The sequence below is a fragment of the Actinokineospora sp. NBRC 105648 genome (genome assembly GCF_030269645.1).
Lineage (GTDB): Bacteria > Actinomycetota > Actinomycetes > Mycobacteriales > Pseudonocardiaceae > Actinokineospora.
Genome location: NZ_BSTR01000001.1, coordinates 337,634 through 354,029, shown reverse-complemented (window position 1 = coordinate 354,029; position 16,396 = coordinate 337,634). Strand labels below are relative to the sequence as shown.

17 protein-coding genes are annotated in these 16,396 nt (G+C 71.4%); 10 read left to right on the top strand and 7 right to left on the bottom strand.

What is annotated here, in order from left to right; translation table 11 throughout:
* The first annotated feature begins 116 nt into the window (after positions 1 to 116).
* The 5 genes from QSK30_RS00970 to QSK30_RS00950 all read left to right on the top strand — a co-directional run bounded on the left by QSK30_RS00970 (position 117) and on the right by QSK30_RS00950 (position 4,425).
* A complete protein-coding gene (locus QSK30_RS00970) occupies positions 117 to 1,244 on the top strand; it encodes a sensor histidine kinase (RefSeq protein ID WP_285498804.1) in 1,128 nt (375 codons plus the stop codon).
* Positions 1,232 to 2,347, top strand: coding sequence for a hypothetical protein (locus tag QSK30_RS00965; RefSeq protein WP_285498803.1), 1,116 nt, complete (start codon positions 1,232 to 1,234; stop codon positions 2,345 to 2,347). Before QSK30_RS00970 ends, QSK30_RS00965 begins: the two co-directional genes overlap by 13 nt.
* Positions 2,317 to 3,018 carry a response regulator transcription factor gene (locus QSK30_RS00960; RefSeq protein ID WP_285498802.1) on the top strand — a complete coding sequence of 234 codons (702 nt, stop codon included), beginning with the start codon at positions 2,317 to 2,319 and terminating at the stop codon, positions 3,016 to 3,018. The genes QSK30_RS00965 and QSK30_RS00960 overlap by 31 nt, the downstream gene beginning before the upstream one ends.
* A 169-nt stretch (positions 3,019 to 3,187) precedes the next feature.
* Complete coding sequence (locus QSK30_RS00955; RefSeq protein WP_285498801.1) at positions 3,188 to 3,799, top strand: hypothetical protein; 612 nt, start codon at positions 3,188 to 3,190, stop codon at positions 3,797 to 3,799.
* A 302-nt stretch (positions 3,800 to 4,101) separates the two neighbouring features.
* Positions 4,102 to 4,425 (top strand): hypothetical protein, encoded by a 324-nt coding sequence (locus QSK30_RS00950; RefSeq protein ID WP_285498800.1) that lies wholly within the window; start codon positions 4,102 to 4,104, stop codon positions 4,423 to 4,425.
* Here the strand turns inward: QSK30_RS00950 and QSK30_RS00945 are convergent.
* The gene (locus tag QSK30_RS00945) at positions 4,422 to 4,949 is read right to left on the bottom strand and encodes an EF-hand domain-containing protein (RefSeq protein WP_285498799.1); all 528 of its coding nucleotides are present in this window, start codon (positions 4,947 to 4,949) and stop codon (positions 4,422 to 4,424) included. The genes QSK30_RS00950 and QSK30_RS00945 overlap by 4 nt on opposite strands.
* A gap of 232 nt (positions 4,950 to 5,181) precedes the next feature.
* Between QSK30_RS00945 and modA the strand changes: the two genes are divergently transcribed.
* The 5 genes from modA to QSK30_RS00920 all read left to right on the top strand — a co-directional run bounded on the left by modA (position 5,182) and on the right by QSK30_RS00920 (position 10,614).
* Positions 5,182 to 5,964 carry a molybdate ABC transporter substrate-binding protein gene (gene modA / locus QSK30_RS00940; protein ID WP_285498798.1) on the top strand — a complete coding sequence of 261 codons (783 nt, stop codon included), beginning with the start codon at positions 5,182 to 5,184 and terminating at the stop codon, positions 5,962 to 5,964.
* Between the two features lie 1,103 nt (positions 5,965 to 7,067).
* Entirely contained in the window at positions 7,068 to 7,868 is an 801-nt protein-coding gene (gene modB, locus QSK30_RS00935; RefSeq protein WP_285498797.1) for a molybdate ABC transporter permease subunit, read from the top strand.
* A 1-nt stretch (position 7,869) separates the two neighbouring features.
* Complete coding sequence (locus tag QSK30_RS00930) at positions 7,870 to 8,928, top strand: ABC transporter ATP-binding protein (RefSeq protein ID WP_285498796.1); 1,059 nt, start codon at positions 7,870 to 7,872, stop codon at positions 8,926 to 8,928.
* Between the two features lie 56 nt (positions 8,929 to 8,984).
* On the top strand, positions 8,985 to 10,208 hold the full coding sequence (locus QSK30_RS00925; RefSeq protein ID WP_285498795.1) for a helix-turn-helix domain-containing protein: 1,224 nt from the start codon (positions 8,985 to 8,987) through the stop codon (positions 10,206 to 10,208).
* 166 nt (positions 10,209 to 10,374) lie between these two features.
* Positions 10,375 to 10,614, top strand: coding sequence for a hypothetical protein (locus QSK30_RS00920; protein WP_285498794.1), 240 nt, complete (start codon positions 10,375 to 10,377; stop codon positions 10,612 to 10,614).
* Between the two features lie 39 nt (positions 10,615 to 10,653).
* Here QSK30_RS00920 and QSK30_RS00915 read toward each other — a convergent pair whose 3' ends face one another.
* Genes QSK30_RS00915 through QSK30_RS00890 form a run of 6 tightly spaced genes read right to left on the bottom strand, consistent with a single transcriptional unit; the run spans position 10,654 to position 16,350 of the window.
* On the bottom strand, positions 10,654 to 12,093 hold the full coding sequence (locus QSK30_RS00915) for a sensor histidine kinase (protein WP_285498793.1): 1,440 nt from the start codon (positions 12,091 to 12,093) through the stop codon (positions 10,654 to 10,656).
* Positions 12,090 to 12,779 carry a response regulator transcription factor gene (locus QSK30_RS00910; protein ID WP_285498792.1) on the bottom strand — a complete coding sequence of 230 codons (690 nt, stop codon included), beginning with the start codon at positions 12,777 to 12,779 and terminating at the stop codon, positions 12,090 to 12,092. Before QSK30_RS00910 ends, QSK30_RS00915 begins: the two co-directional genes overlap by 4 nt.
* Positions 12,776 to 13,318 (bottom strand): hypothetical protein, encoded by a 543-nt coding sequence (locus tag QSK30_RS00905; RefSeq protein ID WP_285498791.1) that lies wholly within the window; start codon positions 13,316 to 13,318, stop codon positions 12,776 to 12,778. The genes QSK30_RS00910 and QSK30_RS00905 overlap by 4 nt, the downstream gene beginning before the upstream one ends.
* A 28-nt stretch (positions 13,319 to 13,346) precedes the next feature.
* A complete protein-coding gene (locus tag QSK30_RS00900; RefSeq protein ID WP_285498790.1) occupies positions 13,347 to 14,546 on the bottom strand; it encodes an ABC transporter permease in 1,200 nt (399 codons plus the stop codon).
* Entirely contained in the window at positions 14,543 to 15,229 is a 687-nt protein-coding gene (locus QSK30_RS00895; protein ID WP_285498789.1) for an ABC transporter ATP-binding protein, read from the bottom strand. The genes QSK30_RS00900 and QSK30_RS00895 overlap by 4 nt, the downstream gene beginning before the upstream one ends.
* Entirely contained in the window at positions 15,226 to 16,350 is a 1,125-nt protein-coding gene (locus tag QSK30_RS00890; RefSeq protein ID WP_285498788.1) for an efflux RND transporter periplasmic adaptor subunit, read from the bottom strand. The genes QSK30_RS00895 and QSK30_RS00890 overlap by 4 nt, the downstream gene beginning before the upstream one ends.
* Positions 16,351 to 16,396 lie beyond the last annotated feature (46 nt).

Here is a 16,396-nt window from a genome sequence, read left to right as displayed (position 1 = left end):
AGGTGGGATTCCATGGTCCCAGTACAACCGCGGTCGGGTAGCCGGCGAACGACCGGTGTTCGACTGACAGCCGATCGGCGGTCACCGGGGACCGCGCGAGGGGAACGGGTGGGCCGATGACGGGCGAGCAGCCGGACACCGCCGCCGAGGCGGCGCTGAACCGGGTGACCGCGTGGTGCGCGGCGGCCACGCGGTTCGCGGTCGCGCTCACCGGCGGGATCGCCGCGGTCGCCGGGATGGGCGGGCCCGCAACCGCGGTGTGGGTGGTCCCCGCGGTGCTGCTCAGCGTGGTCTGGTCAGTCGCGTTCGGGTGGTGCGCGGTGACCCAGGGACTCCGCACGCCGCTGGTGACGGTGGACATCGTGCTCACGACCGCCCTCTGCCTGCTGCAGGCGCGCCTGGTGGCGCCGCCGCTGCTCTCCGGTGGGGCGAGCTGGATCGACGGGCTGGCCAGCATCACGATCGTGATCGCCAGCCTCGCCTGGCGACCGCGGGTCGCGGTGCCCACCGGCCTGCTGGTCGCCGGGGCGCACCTGGTGGGCGCCTGGCAGGCGGGTGACGGGATCGCCACCACCGGCATCCACCTCGTGCAGATCGCCGCGACCGCCGCGCTGATGACCCTGCTGCGCACCGGTGCGCGGCTGGCCGACGCCGTGCTGGCCGAGGGGCGCGAGACCGAGCGCGCGGCGGCGGTCATGCGCGCCCGGCGGGCCGACGAACGGGCGAACAACCTGGTGCTGCACGACACCGTGCTCGCCACCCTGACCACCATCGGCGCCAACTCGATCACCGCGACCTCGCCCGCGCTGCGCGCCCGGGCGGCGGCCGACCTGGCGCTGATCGAGAACCTCGGTCCGCCCGGCCTCTCCGGCACCGACGTCGACCTGCGCCACCAGCTCCGCGCGGTCGCCGACCGGGCCGAGGTGGCCGTGGACTGCGAACTCGTCCCCTGCCGGGTGCCGGTGCGGGTGGCGACGGCCTTCGCCGACGCCGCCGCCGAGGCGCTGGCCAACATCGCGCGGCACGCCGGGGTCGACACCGCCCGGCTGCGCCAGCACGGCGACTGCCACGCGGTGCGGATCGCGATCACCGACACCGGCCGCGGCTTCGACCCGGCGGCGGTGCCGCGGCACCGGTACGGGCTGCGCGAGGGCATCCTCGGGCGGATGCGCGCGGTCGAGGGTGACGCCGAGGTCGTCTCCGGCGCGGGCGGCACCAGGGTGGAGCTGCGGTGGCCGCACTGAAGTCCACATCGGACAGTGACCCGGCGGTGCTGGTCGCCCGCCGCTACGCCCGCGGCGCCACCGCGGCGGCGGTGGTGATCGCCGGGTTCTGGCACGTCGGGTTCGACCTGCCCGCCACGGCGGGGAACTGGACTGTCTACACACGACAGTGGGCGGCGGCGACCGGCTGGGTCCTCTACCTCGCGATCGGCGTCGCGGGCGCCTTCCTGCTGCGCCGGGAGCAGCCCTCGCGGTGGGCGTGGCCGCTGGCGGTGGCCGCGCTGGGCGTCGACGTCCTGCTGGTGGCCGCCGCGCCGGATGAGGGGTTGCTGCGGCCGGCGAACTGGGCGTGGGGCGCGGTGGGCTGGCTGGCGGTGATCCTGTTCTGGCGGCACCGGCTCGCGCACCTGGTGGCGTTCCTGGTCGCCAACACGGTGCTGCTCGGCGCGGCGATGGCGCTCGTCGGCGCGGTGGGTCGGTTCGAGCTGTCCCGGGCGATGATGGTGCTGCTGGGCGCGGCGACGCTGCAACTGGGCTACAGCCTCAGCGCGCACGGACTGGGCACCGCGGCCGGGTGGGCCGCGCGCAGTTCGGCCGCCCGGGCCCGGGTCACCGCCGAGCGGGCCGCGGCGGAGGCCGTCGCCGCCGCCCGGGCGCAGCGCTACCGGGCGCTGCACCGCAGCACCGCGGCGCTGCTGGCCGATCTCGCCGCCGGGGCCGACCCGGCCGACCCCGAGGTCCGGCACCGGTGTGCCACCGGCGCCGCCCAGCTGCGCAGGCTGCTCGCCGAGACCGACGACGTACCCGACCCGCTGCTGCACGAGCTGCGCGCGGGCGCCGACATCGCCGAGCGGCGCGGCGTGCTGGTGTCGCTCTCGGCGGTCGGGGAGATCCCGGACCTGCCGGTGGACACCCGGCGCGCGCTCACCGAGGCGCCGATCGTGGCGCTGAGCCAGGCGCGGACCATGGCCAGGGTGACCGTGGTGGCGCTGGCCGACGAGGTGACCGTCGCGGTGGTGGCGGACGCGCCCGACGTCGACGTGCGGGCGCACCCGGACATCCGACTGACGCGGACCAGGGAGGGAGACCGGCTGTGGCTGCAGGCGGAGTGGACCGGCCGGTGACGGTGGGGATCATCGAGGATCACCCGGTCGTCGTGGACGGGGTGACCGCGTGGATCGCCCGCGACCCGGAGTCGCGCGCGGTGGTGATCGGCAGCGGCGGCTCGATCGAGGAGGTGCTCGCCGGGCCGGCGGCGGAGGCCGACGTGCTGCTGCTCGACCTGAGGCTGGGCGAGGAGGTGGTCACCGACCGGGTCGCCGAGCTGTGCACCGCGGGCAGGCGGGTGGTGGTGTACTCGGCGCACGACGACCCGGAGACGATCTTGACGGTGCTGGAGGCGGGGGCCTCGGCGTTCCTGTCCAAGCACGAGACCAGCGACCACTGCGTGGACACGCTGGTGGCGGTGGCCACGGACCGGCCGTACGTGACGCCGTCGGTGGCGGGCGCCCTGCTCTCGGACGTCGAGCTGTCCGACGAGCGCGCGCCGCACCTGTCGGGGCGCGAGCGGACGGCGCTGCTGCTGTGGTTCCAGTCGATGTCGAAGGCGTCGGTGGCCAAGCGGATGAACCTGAGCGAGGCGACGGTGCGCCAGTACATCGACCGGGCGCGGGTGAAGTACGCGAAGCTCGGCAGACCCGCGCCGACCAAGACCGCGTTGCTGGCCCGGGCCATCGAGGACGGCCTCATCCGCGCCGACGAGATCCACGAGTACCGCTCACACGCCGCCGAGTGAACAATCCCCTTGTCCAACAGTAGGATTGTTCAACAATCCTACTGTTGGACAGTTCAACGTGTCACCGATGGGATTGTTCGCGCGTAGGATTGTTGAACAATTGGACGGGCCGAGGGTGGTGTCGGCATCTGGCGAGCTATGCCGGTCGTCCCGGTGGTGAGGTGGGGACATGTCGCCACTGCGGAACCGGGTCGCGCCGGACGGGGAGCTGATCGCCACGGCCGCGCATGGAGCCATGTTCGGCAACCGCGGCGTGTTGCACGATGCCTCCGGGGAGATCGTGCGGCAGGCCCAGGTCAAGCGGTGGCTGGTGTGCGAACTGTCGTTCCGGGAGCGGTGGCGACCCGCCATGACACCCAACCGGTACACCGGGCTCTTCTTCCTCGACGAGGCGGTCGCGCTAGCGGCGGGACACCGCCCTTGCGCGGAGTGCAGACACGCCGACTACCAGCGGTTCCGCGCATTCTGGGCCGAGACCAAGGGGCTTCCGGGACTGCCCCGAGCCGCGGACATCGACGCGGTCCTGGACGACGAGCGCAAGACGAACGACGGTCGCAGGCGCACGATCCCGACTCCAGCCAAGACCCTTCCTGACGGGGTGTTCGTCGAGCACGAAGGTCATCACTGGCTCGTCCACGCGAACACCCTGCACCGATGGACACCGGGCGGCTACTCCGACCGCCGGGAGCTGCCGACCGGGGAACTCCGACTGCTCACCCCACCATCCACAGCGGAAGTCATCAGCGCCGGCTTCCGCCCCCGACTATCCCTTGTGGACTAGACCGGTGGGATCGGGTTGGCGGCCAGCGCCTTGGCCACCGAGTGCAGGGTGTGCGCCATAGTCTTGGCCGTGTCGTGCGCCCACTGGTGGCCGTGGTCGATGTCGCCCGTCCTCGTTCCCGGTGACCACCACGCACGCCACCCGGTTGTAGGCGACCGGCGTGCCCGCGTCGCCGGTCTCGGAGATCATCGCGTCCATCCGCTCCAGGGCACGCTGCGCCAGCGACGACGGCCGCCCCACCCAGGTCGGTGACGCCACGATGAGGATCTCCGCCGCGAGCAAGTCCGCGCAGCCTGGTCCACGTGGAGTGCGCCATCGCCAATTGCGCGGTCGACCGCGGCTGGGTTCTCTTGCCTACCAACGACCAGGGCTACTGGCAACCATCCACACGCGACACCAATGACGTCGAGTTCCGGTTGCACGAGGGCGCCATGCTTGCCGGGACCCGTCAGTGGAGTCCGAACGCGGGTGCGGGCACGACAGCGGGCCGGGAGGACGTGCTGGAGCTCGTCGACCGGTATCGGTTGCGGTGGCGGGATTTCTCAGCTTTCCCGGGCACCGAGAACGGAGTCTTCCGGGTCTTGGCCGTGCCGGTGAGCGGGCGGGCCGCACCGGCGCGGGGCTAGGACCGGGGGAAGTGGCCGAAGACCCACGTGCCGGGCGCTTCGGGGTCGTCGCCCGCCCAGAACTGGATCCACAGCTCGGTGAACTCCGCCCGGGACAGGTGGCCGTCGCCGTCGAGGTCGAGCAGTGGGAAGTCGGTCGGGGTGGGCCTGCCGTTCCACGCCTCGACCAGCTGGGTGTGCTCCTGGGCGGAGATGCGGCCGTCGCCGTCCTGGTCGACGGCGTCGAACATGGCCTCGGCGGTGGCGGCCATCGCGGCGGGCACCTCGGGTAGGTGGTCGACGACGCGCAGGACGGCGGGCAACGGGACCTGCTCGGTGCCCGCCGCGGCGCGCAGGGTCTCCCACCAGCCGAGCATCACGTCGGTGAGGCGCTGGTGCTCGGGCGAGCCGAGGGCGCAGCCCCGCAGGCGCACCCACCGCTCGGCCAGCGCGATGAAGTCGAGTTCGGTGAGGACGCCGTCGCCGTCGTGGTCCATCGCGGCGAACACCGCGGCGACCTTGTCGCGCTGGAAACGACTCGCCATGCGTGGCTCCCGAGGTCCGTTGTAGAGACGCGGTTGTGGAAGTGCGCCGGTGGAAGCGCGGTGGCCAACACTGGCCCAGAACCCGACCGCCGAACAATGTCCACTCCGGTGGCGGATGGCCTCGAACGAGTGATAACGCACAGTGAGGAAGTCCTCGTCAAGCCATGACACCGGCGCATCCGCGTGCTTAGATTGCCTTTCCCGCCGAATCTGCGGTTCACCTGGAGGTCAGATGCGACGTCTGCTGGCGATGACGGCCCTCGCGGTCCTCACCCTGGCGGGGTGCGGCGACAAGGCGGCCGACACCGGCGCGAGCGGCACCAGCGCGCCCGCGTCCAGCGCGCAGGCGGTCACCGGGAAGATCACCGTGTTCGCCGCGGCCTCGCTCACCGAGTCGTTCACCAAGCTGGGCAAGGACTTCGAGGCGGCGCACCCCGGCGTCCAGGTGACCTTCAACTTCGCGGGCAGCTCGGCGCTGGCCCAGCAGATCAACCAGGGCGCGCCCGCCGACGTGTTCGCCTCGGCCGCGCCCGCGAACATGCAGCAGGTCACCGACGCGACCGGGCCGGTCACCTTCGTCAAGAACCAGCTGGAGATCGCGGTGCCCAAGGGCAACCCGGGCAAGATCACCGGCCTGAAGGACTTCACCGACGCCAACCGCAAGATCGCCCTGTGCGCCGAACAGGTCCCGTGCGGGGCGGCGGCCAAGAAGGTGTTCACCGCCGCGGGCCTCACCGCCGCGCCGGACACCCTCGAGCAGGACGTGAAGGCGGCGCTGACCAAGGTCCGCCTGGGCGAGGTGGACGCGGCACTGGTGTACCGGACCGACGTCAAGGCGGCCGGGGACGCGGTGGAGGGCATCGAGTTCCCGGAGTCGGACAAGGCGGTCAACGACTACCCGATCGCCGTACTCGGCAAGGCCCCCAACAGCGCGGGCGCCAAGGCCTTCGTCAAGTACGTACTGTCCGACAAGGGCCGCGCAGTCCTCACCGACGCCGGCTTCGCCACTCCCTAACCCCACTGCCCGCACGTCGGCGGCTGGCGGCTGCCGTTCCCAGCAGAGAATCCGGCCGGCGCAAACCACATACGACGCGCGCCGGTCCGGATCCGGTCGAACCACGCGCGGCCGGACGAAGACCGGCCAATGCCAGAATCCGGCGGACGACCCGGACGATCAGTGCGGGAGTCCCCAAACCGAACAACGCAAGCAGCCCAGCACTCGGGCACTCGGGCACTCGGGCACTCGGGCACTCGGGCACACCCAATCAACCCGGGCGGCCGGGCACCTCTACCAACCCCAAGCATCCCCAGCACCCTGCCAGCCAGACCAACCCGGCCAACTCGACGAACTCCGGCACCCTGACACCCTGCACCCCTGCACCCACCAATCCGAGCAGCCCGTCAGCCCGGCCAAACCAAGAGCCCTGCCAACCCGGCGGCCCGAGAGCCTCAGCAGCCCGACCAACCCCACGGCCCCGGCTGTCCCGGCAGCCCGACCAACCCAGCACCTCGGTAGCCCGGCACCCCGCCATCCCAACCAGCCCAGCTCCCTGCCATCCCAACCAGCCCGACCAGCTCCGGCACCCTGCCAGCCCGACCAACCTGAGTAACCCAGCCAACCGGAGCAGCCCAGCAGCTCGACCAAACCGAGCAGCCCGGCCAACTGAGAAACCCGGGCACCCTCACGACCCCGACCAACCCGCTAGGCCAAGCAACCCGACCCCCGAGAAAACCCCCACCGCCCAGACAACTCGACGAACTCCGGCACCCTGACAACACTGAGCAGCCCAACAGCCCCGGCCTACACGTGCAGCCCCAGCCAGACCTGGCAGGCCAGGCCAACCCGGCCTGACCCTGCCAACCTGGCCAGGTCTGGCCAGACCTGGCAGACCTGGCAGACCTGGCAGACCTGGCAGACCTGGCAGACCTGGCAGACCTGGAAAATCGGAGCACAGCGCGAGGGGGACCCCCGATGTCAATTCTTCCAGCGTGCACCGACAGTGGCGGCGCGGGCGGGCGGGTTGTCCACAGGCTGGCCTGCCTCGATCGGGTGATGCGAAGCGCCGGGGTATGAGGGGCGATCGGCGGGTGGTTCGGGTAGGGGCCAGGGTGGAGGGCATGGTGCGACGGGGGCGGGTGCGCGGGCGGATGCCGCTGGTGCTGGTGCTGCCCGCCGTGTTGGGGCTGGCGTTTCTGGTGGTCCCGCTGCTGGGCCTGCTGCTGCGGGCGCCGTGGGCGACGTTGCCGGAGCGGCTGTTCAGCGCGGAGGTTGGTCAGGCGCTGCGGTTGTCGGTGGTGTGCGCGAGCTTGGCGACGGTGATCTGCCTGGTCCTCGGGATCCCGCTGGCCTGGGTGTTGGCGCGCGGCGACGTCCCGGGGCGCGGGGTGCTGCGCGCGTTGGTGACCGTGCCGTTGGTGCTCCCGCCGGTGGTGGGTGGGGTGGCCCTGCTCCTGGTCCTCGGCAGGCGGGGGGTGGTCGGTCAGTGGTTGGACAGCTGGTTCGGGGTGTCGCTGCCGTTCACCACCGCCGGGGTGGTGGTGGCCGAGGCCTTCGTGGCGATGCCGTTCCTGGTGATCTCGGTCGAGGGCGCGCTCCGGGCCGCCGACCCGCGTTTCGAGGAGGCGGCGGCGACCCTCGGCGCGTCCCGGTGGCTCACGTTCCGGCGGGTGACCCTGCCGTCGGTCGCGCCGGGTGTGGTCGCCGGGACGGTGCTGTGCTGGGCGCGCGCCCTCGGCGAGTTCGGGGCGACGATCACCTTCGCGGGCAACTTCCCCGGTGAGACCACCACGATGCCGCTGGCGGTCTACCTCGCCCTGGAGTCCGACCCGGACGCCGCGATCGTGCTCAGCGTGGTGCTGCTGGCGGTGTCGGTGACGGTGCTGGCCTCGCTGCGCGACCGCTGGGTCGGCGGTTCCTGACATGACCGAGGCACTGGAAGCCCTCGTCCGCACCGGGCGCGGCGGATTCGACGTGGACGTGCCGTTGACGGTGGCTCCCGGCGAAGTAGTGGCACTACTGGGCCCGAACGGCGCGGGCAAGAGCACAGTGCTCCGCACACTGGCCGGCTTACTTCCCTTACAAGACGGCTACATTCGACTCGGAGCATCCACTTGGGACGAACCACCGAAGGCGTTCATCGTGGCAGAACAGCGACCGGTCGGGGTGGTCTTCCAGGACTACCTGCTGTTCGCGCACATGTCCGCACTGGAGAACGTCGCCTTCGGCCCCCGCGCTCGAGGGGTGCCGCGAGCGAAGGCCCGTGAACAGGCATTGGAATGGCTGACAACGGTAGGACTCGCCGAGCACGCACAGTCCCGCCCACGCACCTTGTCCGGCGGCCAAGCCCAACGCGTGGCACTGGCGCGAGCCTTGGTCACCCAGCCGGAACTGCTGCTGCTCGACGAACCACTGGCAGCCCTGGACGCGAGCACCCGACTGCGGGTGCGAACCGAACTGGGCAGGCACCTGCGCGCATACCCCGGCCGCACACTGCTCGTCACCCACGACCCCCTCGACGCCATGGTCTTGGCGGACCGCCTGGTGATCATCGAAGCCGGCCGAGTGGTACAGGCAGGCGTACCGACCGAGGTCGCACGCAGACCGAGGACCGACTACGTGGCACAGTTGGTCGGCTTGAACCTGTTGCGGGGTAATAGTTCTGAAACATCAGTGTCACTTGTGGATGGTGGAGAACTGATCACAGCCATGCCGTTCTCCGGACCGGTGCACGTCGCATTCCCACCATCGGCAGTGAGCCTGCACGTGGAGCGGCCGACCGGGAGTCCCCGGAACACGTGGCCGGTGGTGGTGGGCGGGCTGGAACAGCACGCACATGTCGTGCGGGTGGAACTGGTGGGAACACCGTCCGTGCTGGCGGATATCACACCGGCGGTGGTCGCGGAGCTGCGACTGGAGGCTGGGACGCGGTTGTGGGCCGCACTCAAGGCGACCGAGATCCAGGCTTACCCCGCCGACTGACGGGGAACCCGTACGGTGGGGTACCGGCTCCACCTCGCCCCGGAGGTGATCGACCCATGACAAGTGACCACCTGAGCCTCGGCGCCCGCGTCAAGCGGGCGCGGAAACGCCGTCAACTCACCCAGGAGCAGTTGGCCGAGAAGGCCGAGGTCAGCGTCGACCTGGTGCGCAAGCTGGAACAGGAGGTCCGGCACACCGCGAGCATGAGTTCGCTGACCCGGATCGCGCGAGCGCTGGACGTCGAGGCGGCGCAGTTGCTCGGACAAGCAGGCACCATCGAGGCGTCGATCGACGAGGAGGCCGTCGGCGTACTCGCCATCCGCGACGAGTTGAGCGCGTTGGACTATTTCCCCGGTTTGGGTGACGACAACATCTTCGACGACGCCCCACCGACCATCGAGCACATGCGCGGCGCAGTCCGGGAAGCTGAACGGATCCGCCGGCACGGCAACTTCGCCCAACTCGGCGCCATGCTGCCCGGTCTGGTGGCCGAGGCGAGAGCGGCGACGCACGTGCTGACCGGTCCGGGCCAGGTGGCGGCCTTCGGTGTGCTCTCCGAGGTCTTGCAGATCGCCGCCACCATGATGACCGGACTCGGCAAGCCGGACATCGGTTACCTGGGCCTGATCCGCGCCCAAGAGGCCGCCCAGAAGTCGAACGACGAACTACTGCACGCCATGAACGTCTCCGCGCTCTCCTGGGTCTTCTTCAAACAGGGCCGATTGGACGACGCGGAGACAGCCGCCCTGCGCCAAGCCGCGCTGATGCGGCCGGACTTCCTGCACGACGCACCGGAACGCCTTGCCGTGTGGGGCATTCTCATGCTGCGAGCGGGAAGTGCCGCGGTGCGGAACAAGCAGGTCGCACGCTGCGAAGACCACATGAGCCTGGCCCGGACCGCGGCCGCGCGAATAGGGCGGGACCGCACCATCTACGCCACGCCGTTCGGCCCGACCAATGTCGGTATCGCCGCGGTGAACGCGGCGGTCGAGAGCGAACGGTTCGACCAGGCACTCAGCTTGGCGGCCGAGGTTCCCGGCGACCCCCAGGTGTCGCCGACCTGGAAGTCCCGCTACCTGCTGGACCTGGCGATCGCGCACACCGAGCTGGACCACGACGACGCGGCCGCCGACCACCTGCTGGCCGCCGAACGCGTCGCACCGGAATGGCTGCGCTACCACACGCTCGGCAGGCAGACGGTGCGCGAGTTGGCCGAGCGAGCCAGAAGACGGCAGGCACCGATCCAACAGCTCGCCGACCGCTTGAGAATCGACGTGTGAATCGTTCACGGGCGGACTAGGACACGACGTCCTACTCCCTTCACTCGTTCGTGGCGGCTAGGAATCGCTGTCACTTCACTTCTCTGTGTGCGCAGGCAAGGTTGGTCGCGGGGATGCCGCGGCATCCAGACCAACCCACCCGCCACGCACCGAGGTGATTGACAGCATGACCGCAGTTCTGCCAACCACGACCCCCGATGCCGAGATCACTCGCGACCCGGTCTACGGCGACCTGGTGCAGGTCTCGCTATACGCCCGGGTCCTGTTCGAGGCCATCGCCGATGGCGAGCTCGACGCGGACGATCTCGGCGCGTTCGAGCAGGCTTGCCAAGACAGCCTGGTCCGGTGCCGTCAGCTGTTCGACGACCCGGCTGCGGCCCGGGCAATAGCCCTGGCCGGAACCTGACGGCAGGACCAGCGAAAGGTGTTGCGCGGGGGCGGGAGGCTACGGGCTTCCCGCCCCCGTGCTCGCCGGAGGGCTCAAGGGGAGGCGCACGGTGAATGTCGCGCCGCTTCCAGGTGTGGTCGTCAGGTGGACTTCGCCGCCGTGGGCGGCTATCAGCGCAGTCACGATGGCCAGGCCCAGGCCGGTGCCGTCGTGGGTTCTGGCCGGGTCCGCGCGGTAGAAGCGTTCGAAGACTCTGGTTGCCTGGTCCGGTGTCAGGCCGGGGCCGTGGTCGGCCACCTCGAAAACCGCCTGGTCCCCCTCGACCCGCAGGCGCACCTCGACGGCCGTTTCCGGTGGTGTGTGGCGCAATGCGTTGCCCACCAGGTTGGCGGCGACTTGCCGTAGGCGTTGTTCGTCGGCGATGACCAATGCCTGGGCGCCGCCAACGTCCAAGTGCAGGGTGATCGGACGGTCGGGTGCGACGACTCGGGCGTCGTGAACGGCGTCGACCGCGATGACCGCCAAGTCGACCGGGGTCAGTTCCAGGGGGCGTTGGCGGTCCAGGCTGGCCAGCAGGAGGAGGTCCTCGACCAGTGCGCTCATCCGCTCGGACTGGCCCTCGATCCGGGACATCACCTCGGCGACCTGGGTGGGGCTGGCGACGGCGCCTTGGCGGTAGAGCTCGGCGTAGCCGCGGATCGACGTGAGCGGGGTGCGTAGTTCGTGGCTGGCGTCGGCGACGAACTGGCGCATCCGGCCCTCCGACTCGCGCGCGGCCGCCTCCGAGCGGGCTCGGGCGTGGAAGGCCTGTTCGATCTGGCCGAGCATCGCGTTCAGCGACACCGCGAGCCTGCCGACCTCACTTCCCGGCCTGCGGACCGGGACGCGTTGGGACAGGGCGCCGGTGGCGATCACCTCCGCGGTGCGTTCGACCTCCTCCAGCGGTCGCAGGCTGCCGCGCACCAGGGCGTAGCCGGAGACCGCGAGCAGGACCAGTGCGCCCATGCTGATCAGCAGGAACGTTCGGCGCAAGTCCGCGACCGCGGCGTCGACCTCGGCCTGGCTGACGGCCACGACCACCTCGCCGTCGGCGACCTGCCGGGCGTATGCCCGCAGGCGGGGGTCGGTGTCGACGGTGACGTACTCCCCCGCGGGCAGCGACCCGTACGCGGGCAGTGCGGGACGTGTGGTGTTCTCCCCGCGCGGGGAGAGGTCGAGTACGAAACCGTCGGCGCGGCGGAACTGCACCACCTCCAGTTGCGTGGAGACGAACCCCCTCCCCGGGCGGGACAGGTCCAGGCCGTTGACCATCTGCCGTTCGGCTTGCGCGCTCATCCGGCTCAGCCGGGCGTCGACTTGGCCGAGCAGGTAGTCCTGCATGACCTTCGAGCCGATCACCCAGGTGCCCAGCAACCCGGCCGCCGCCAGGACCACCACCACGAGCACCAGGTGCACGCGCAGCGGCAGTCTGCGGAAGGCGCCGCGGACGCGGCTCACGGCGGGCGCAGGACGTAGCCGAAGCCGCGGACGGTGTGGATCAGCCGCGGTGCGCCGTCGTCGACCTTGCGGCGCAGGTAGGAGATGTAGGACTCCACCACGCCCGCCTCGCCGTTGAAGTCGTAGTTCCACACCTGGTCGAGGATCTGCGCCTTCGACACCACTCGCCCCGCGTTGCGCAGCAGGTAGTGCAAGAGCTTGAACTCGGTCGGGGACAACTCCACGACCCGCCCGGCCTTGCGGACCTGGTGGCTGTCGACCTCCAGCTCCAGGTCGCCCACCGCCAGCCGCTCCGGGCGGTCCTGGCCCGCCGGCCGGGTGCGGCGCAGCACCGCGGTGACCCGCGCGATGACCTCCTCCAGGCTGAACGGCTTGGTCACGTAGTCGTCGCCGCCGATGGTCAGGCCGGTGATCTTGTCCTGGGCGGCGTCGCGGGCGGTGAGGAACAGCACCGGCACCGCGTGCCCACCGGCGCGCAGCTTGCGCAGCACCTCGAAGCCGTCCCGGTCGGGCAACATGACGTCGAGCAGCATCAGGTCCGGGCGCAGCCGCTCGGCCGCGCGCAGCGCCTCGGCGCCGGTGGCCGCGGTGTCGACGTGGAACCCGGCGAAGCGCAGGCTCGCCGCGAGCAGGTCGCGGATGCCCGCGTCGTCCTCGACGACCAGCAACGACGCCCGCTCGCTCACCCCGCCGCCTGCCTGCGGGTCAGCGTGCGCGCGGCGACCGTGCCGTCGGTGCCCGGCTGGCCCTGCACGACGACGGAGTCACCCGCGGCCAGGTCGGCGAGCTTGCCGACGGCCACCAGGTCGACCACGGTGGAGTCCGATGTGGACACCTTGACGACCTTACCGTCCTGGGTCTTGACGTACACGGTGGTGCCGTCGACGTGGTCGATCGTCCCGATCGTGCCACCGCGGGCCGGACCGCCCTGTCCGGGTTGGGCGCCCTGCCCGCCGCCGGTGCCGCCGCCCGTCCCGGTCCCCCGGCCCTGGCCGTAGCCGCCGGGCCCGCGGTTGCCCGCCGGGGCCGCGGCCGACGAGGTCGGCGCGGACGCGAACGCCTTGTGCGCCAACGCCCCGCCGCCGAAGGCGAGCAGCACCAGCACGGCGACGCCCAGCCCGATGGTCAGCTTGCTCGGCCCCTTCCCGGCCTTGCTCAGCTCGGTGTCGATGTCGCCGCCGACCGGTTGGGACAGCAGCGGATCGGGGTCGGATGTGGTTGCCACCAAGATCTCCTACTCGTGTCGCAGTGCTCTACTCGTGTCGCAGTGCTTCGATGGGCCGCAGCCGGGCGGCCCGGTGGGCGGGGTAGCTGCCGAAGAACAGCCCGATCAGCGCGGAGACGGCGAAGGCCAGCAGCACCGAGGACGGCACGATCACCGGCTTGATGCCCGCGATGGTGAACCGGGTGCCGATGAACCCGGCCGCCACGCCGAGCGCGCCGCCGAACAGGCTCAGCATGGTGGCCTCCAGCAGGAACTGGCCCAGGATGGCCGGGCGCCGGGCGCCGACCGCCTTGCGGATGCCGATCTCGCGGATCCGCTCGGTGACCGTCACCAGCATGATGTTGGTGACGCCGATCCCGCCGACCAGCAGCGAGATCGCCGCGACCGAGGCCAGCAGCACGGTGAAGGTGTCGGTGGTCGCGGTGCGCGCGGTGAGCAGCTGCTCCTGGCTGAGCAGCCGGTAGTCGGCGGTCTGGCCGAAGCCGATCCGGTGCCGACCGTCGAGGATCGTGGCGACCTGGGCGGTGGCGGCGGTGAGCGTGTCGGCGCTGGTGGCCTGCACGACGATCTGGCTGAGGCTGCCGTAGCCGGTCAGCGCGTTCTGCACGGTGCTCAGCGGCGCGATGGCGGTGTCGTCGGCGTCCTGCAGGCCCGAGGAGCCCTTGGCCGCGAGCACGCCCACCACGGTGAACGGGATGTTGTTGACCAGGATGGACTCGCCGACCGGGTCGCTGCCCGGGAACAGCTGGGTGGCCACCGTCGCGCCGATCACCACGACCTTGCGGGCGTGCGCGAGGTCGTCGGCGCTGAACAGCGCGCCGCGGGCGACCGCGCTGTTGGTGGTGCCGAAGTAGGCCGGGTCGGTGCCGAGGAACTGCCCGATGCTGTAGCTGACGCCCGCGTGGCTGGCAGTGGCCGAGGCGGAGGCGACCGGCGAGGCCGACTTCACCGCGGGGGCCTCGGCGGGGTCGGCCAGCGCGGTGGCGTCGGCTGTGGTCAGCGGCTTGGCCGAGGTGCCGGGCTGGGCGCGCTGCGGGGAGATCGTCAGGACGTTGGTGCCCAGGCCCGCGATGCTCTGCTGCACCGCGGCCGACGCGCCGTTGCCGACCGCGATCAGCAGGATGACCGACGCGACGCCGATGAGGATGCCCAGCGTGGTCAGCGCGGAGCGCAGCTTGTTCGCCGCCACGCCGCGCACGGCGAAGGCGAGGACCTCGGTGAACCTCACGCGCGGACCTCCTGGGCGATCTGGCCGTCGACGACCCGCACGACCCGGTTGGCGTGCGCGGCGACGTCGTCCTCGTGGGTGATCAGCACGACCGTGCGGCCGCCCGCGTGCAGGCCGTCGAGGATGGCCATGACGTCCTGGCTGCTGCGGGTGTCGAGGTTGCCGGTCGGCTCGTCGGCGAGCACGATCGCGGGCCCGGTGACCAGCGCGCGGGCGATGGCCACCCGCTGCTGCTGGCCGCCGGAGAGCTCGTTGGGCCGGTGGTGGGCGCGGTCGGCGAGACCGACCAGGCGCAGCGCGGCATTGGCCCGGGCCCGGCGCTCGGCCCGCCGGATCCCGGCGTAGACCAGCGGGAGCTCGACGTTGGCCAGCGCCGAGGTGCGCGGGATCAGGTTGAACGACTGGAACACGAAGCCGATCTTGCGGTTGCGCATCAGGGACAGCTGCGCCTCGCCGAAGTCGGCGGTGTCGATGCCGTCGAGCAGGTAGTGCCCCGAGGTCGGCACGTCCAGGCAGCCCAGCACGTTGAGCAGGGTCGACTTGCCGGAGCCGGACGCGCCCATGATCGCCAGGTACTCGCCGCGGCGGACGGTGAGGTCCAGGCCGCGCAGGGCGTGCACGGCGGTGTCGCCGCTGCCGTAGGTCTTGCGCAGCGCGCGGACCTCGATGACGGGGGCGGTCACCGGCCCGGCCCGGTTCCGGTGCCGCCGGTGCGCCCGGTCCCGCCCGCGCCGCCCTGGCCGCCGAAGCCGCCGGTGCCCAGGCCGGTGCGGTTGCCGTTCTGCTGGCCGGTCTGGCCGGTGGGCACCGAGGGCAGCACCACCTGGTCGTTCTCGGCGAGCCCGGAGGTGACCTGCACGTACTGGTCGCCGCGCACGCCGAGCTCGACGGTGCGCCGGGTCTCCGCGCCGTTCTCCAGGACGGTGACCGTGGTGACCGCGCCGACGGTCTGCACGGCGGCGGCCGGGACGGCGAGCGCGCCCTGGGCCTCGGCCACGGTGATCGACACGCTGGCCGACTGGCCGGGCTTGAGGTTCGCGGGCGGGCTGGTCAGGGCGAGCGTGGTGCCGTACTGCACGACGTTGTTGGCGGTCGTGGGCAGCAGGTCGACGGCGGTGAGCGCGGCCTGGATCGGCTGCGTGGGCAGGGCGTTGACGGTGACGGTCGCGGTCTGGCCCGCCTTGAGCTTGCTGACGTCGCTCTCGGCCACGTCGGCGCGCAGGGTGAGGTTCTTCAGGTCGGTGATGACGAAGTTGCCCGTGGGGGTGGTGCTGGTCGCGCTCGTGCTGGTGCCGCCGGAGCCCGCCTTGTCGCCGACGGCGATGCCCACCGAGGTGACGGTGCCGTCGCCGGGGGCGTAGAGCGTCATCCCGGCGAGGGTGGACTTGGCCTGGTCGCGGGCCAGCACGGCCTGGTTGACCGCGTTGTCGAGCTGGTCGGTGTCCTTGCCCGCGGCCACCGCGTCGTCCCGGTTGGTGACGGCCTGGCTGACGTTGTTCTGCGCGATGGTCAGCTGCAGCCTCGCCTGCGAGGTGTCCAAGGTGGACAGTGGCTGGCCCTTGGTGACCACGTCGCCCACCTTGACGTTGACCGTGGCCACGGTGCCGGTGGAGCTGAACGACGCGGCCCCGGTGTACCCGCTCTGCACGGTGCCCGCGGCGGTGACGGTCTCGGTGACGTCGCGCGTAGTGGCCGCCGCGGTGCGGGTCGTGGCCGCCGCCGCGGGCTCGGTGCCGGTGTCGAAGAAGAGGAAGTACCCACCGACCCCCAGCCCGACCAGCACGACGGCCAAGACCCCGTTCACGACTACACCACGTCTCATGGTCGGTCATCGTCGAGCACCGGGCTGT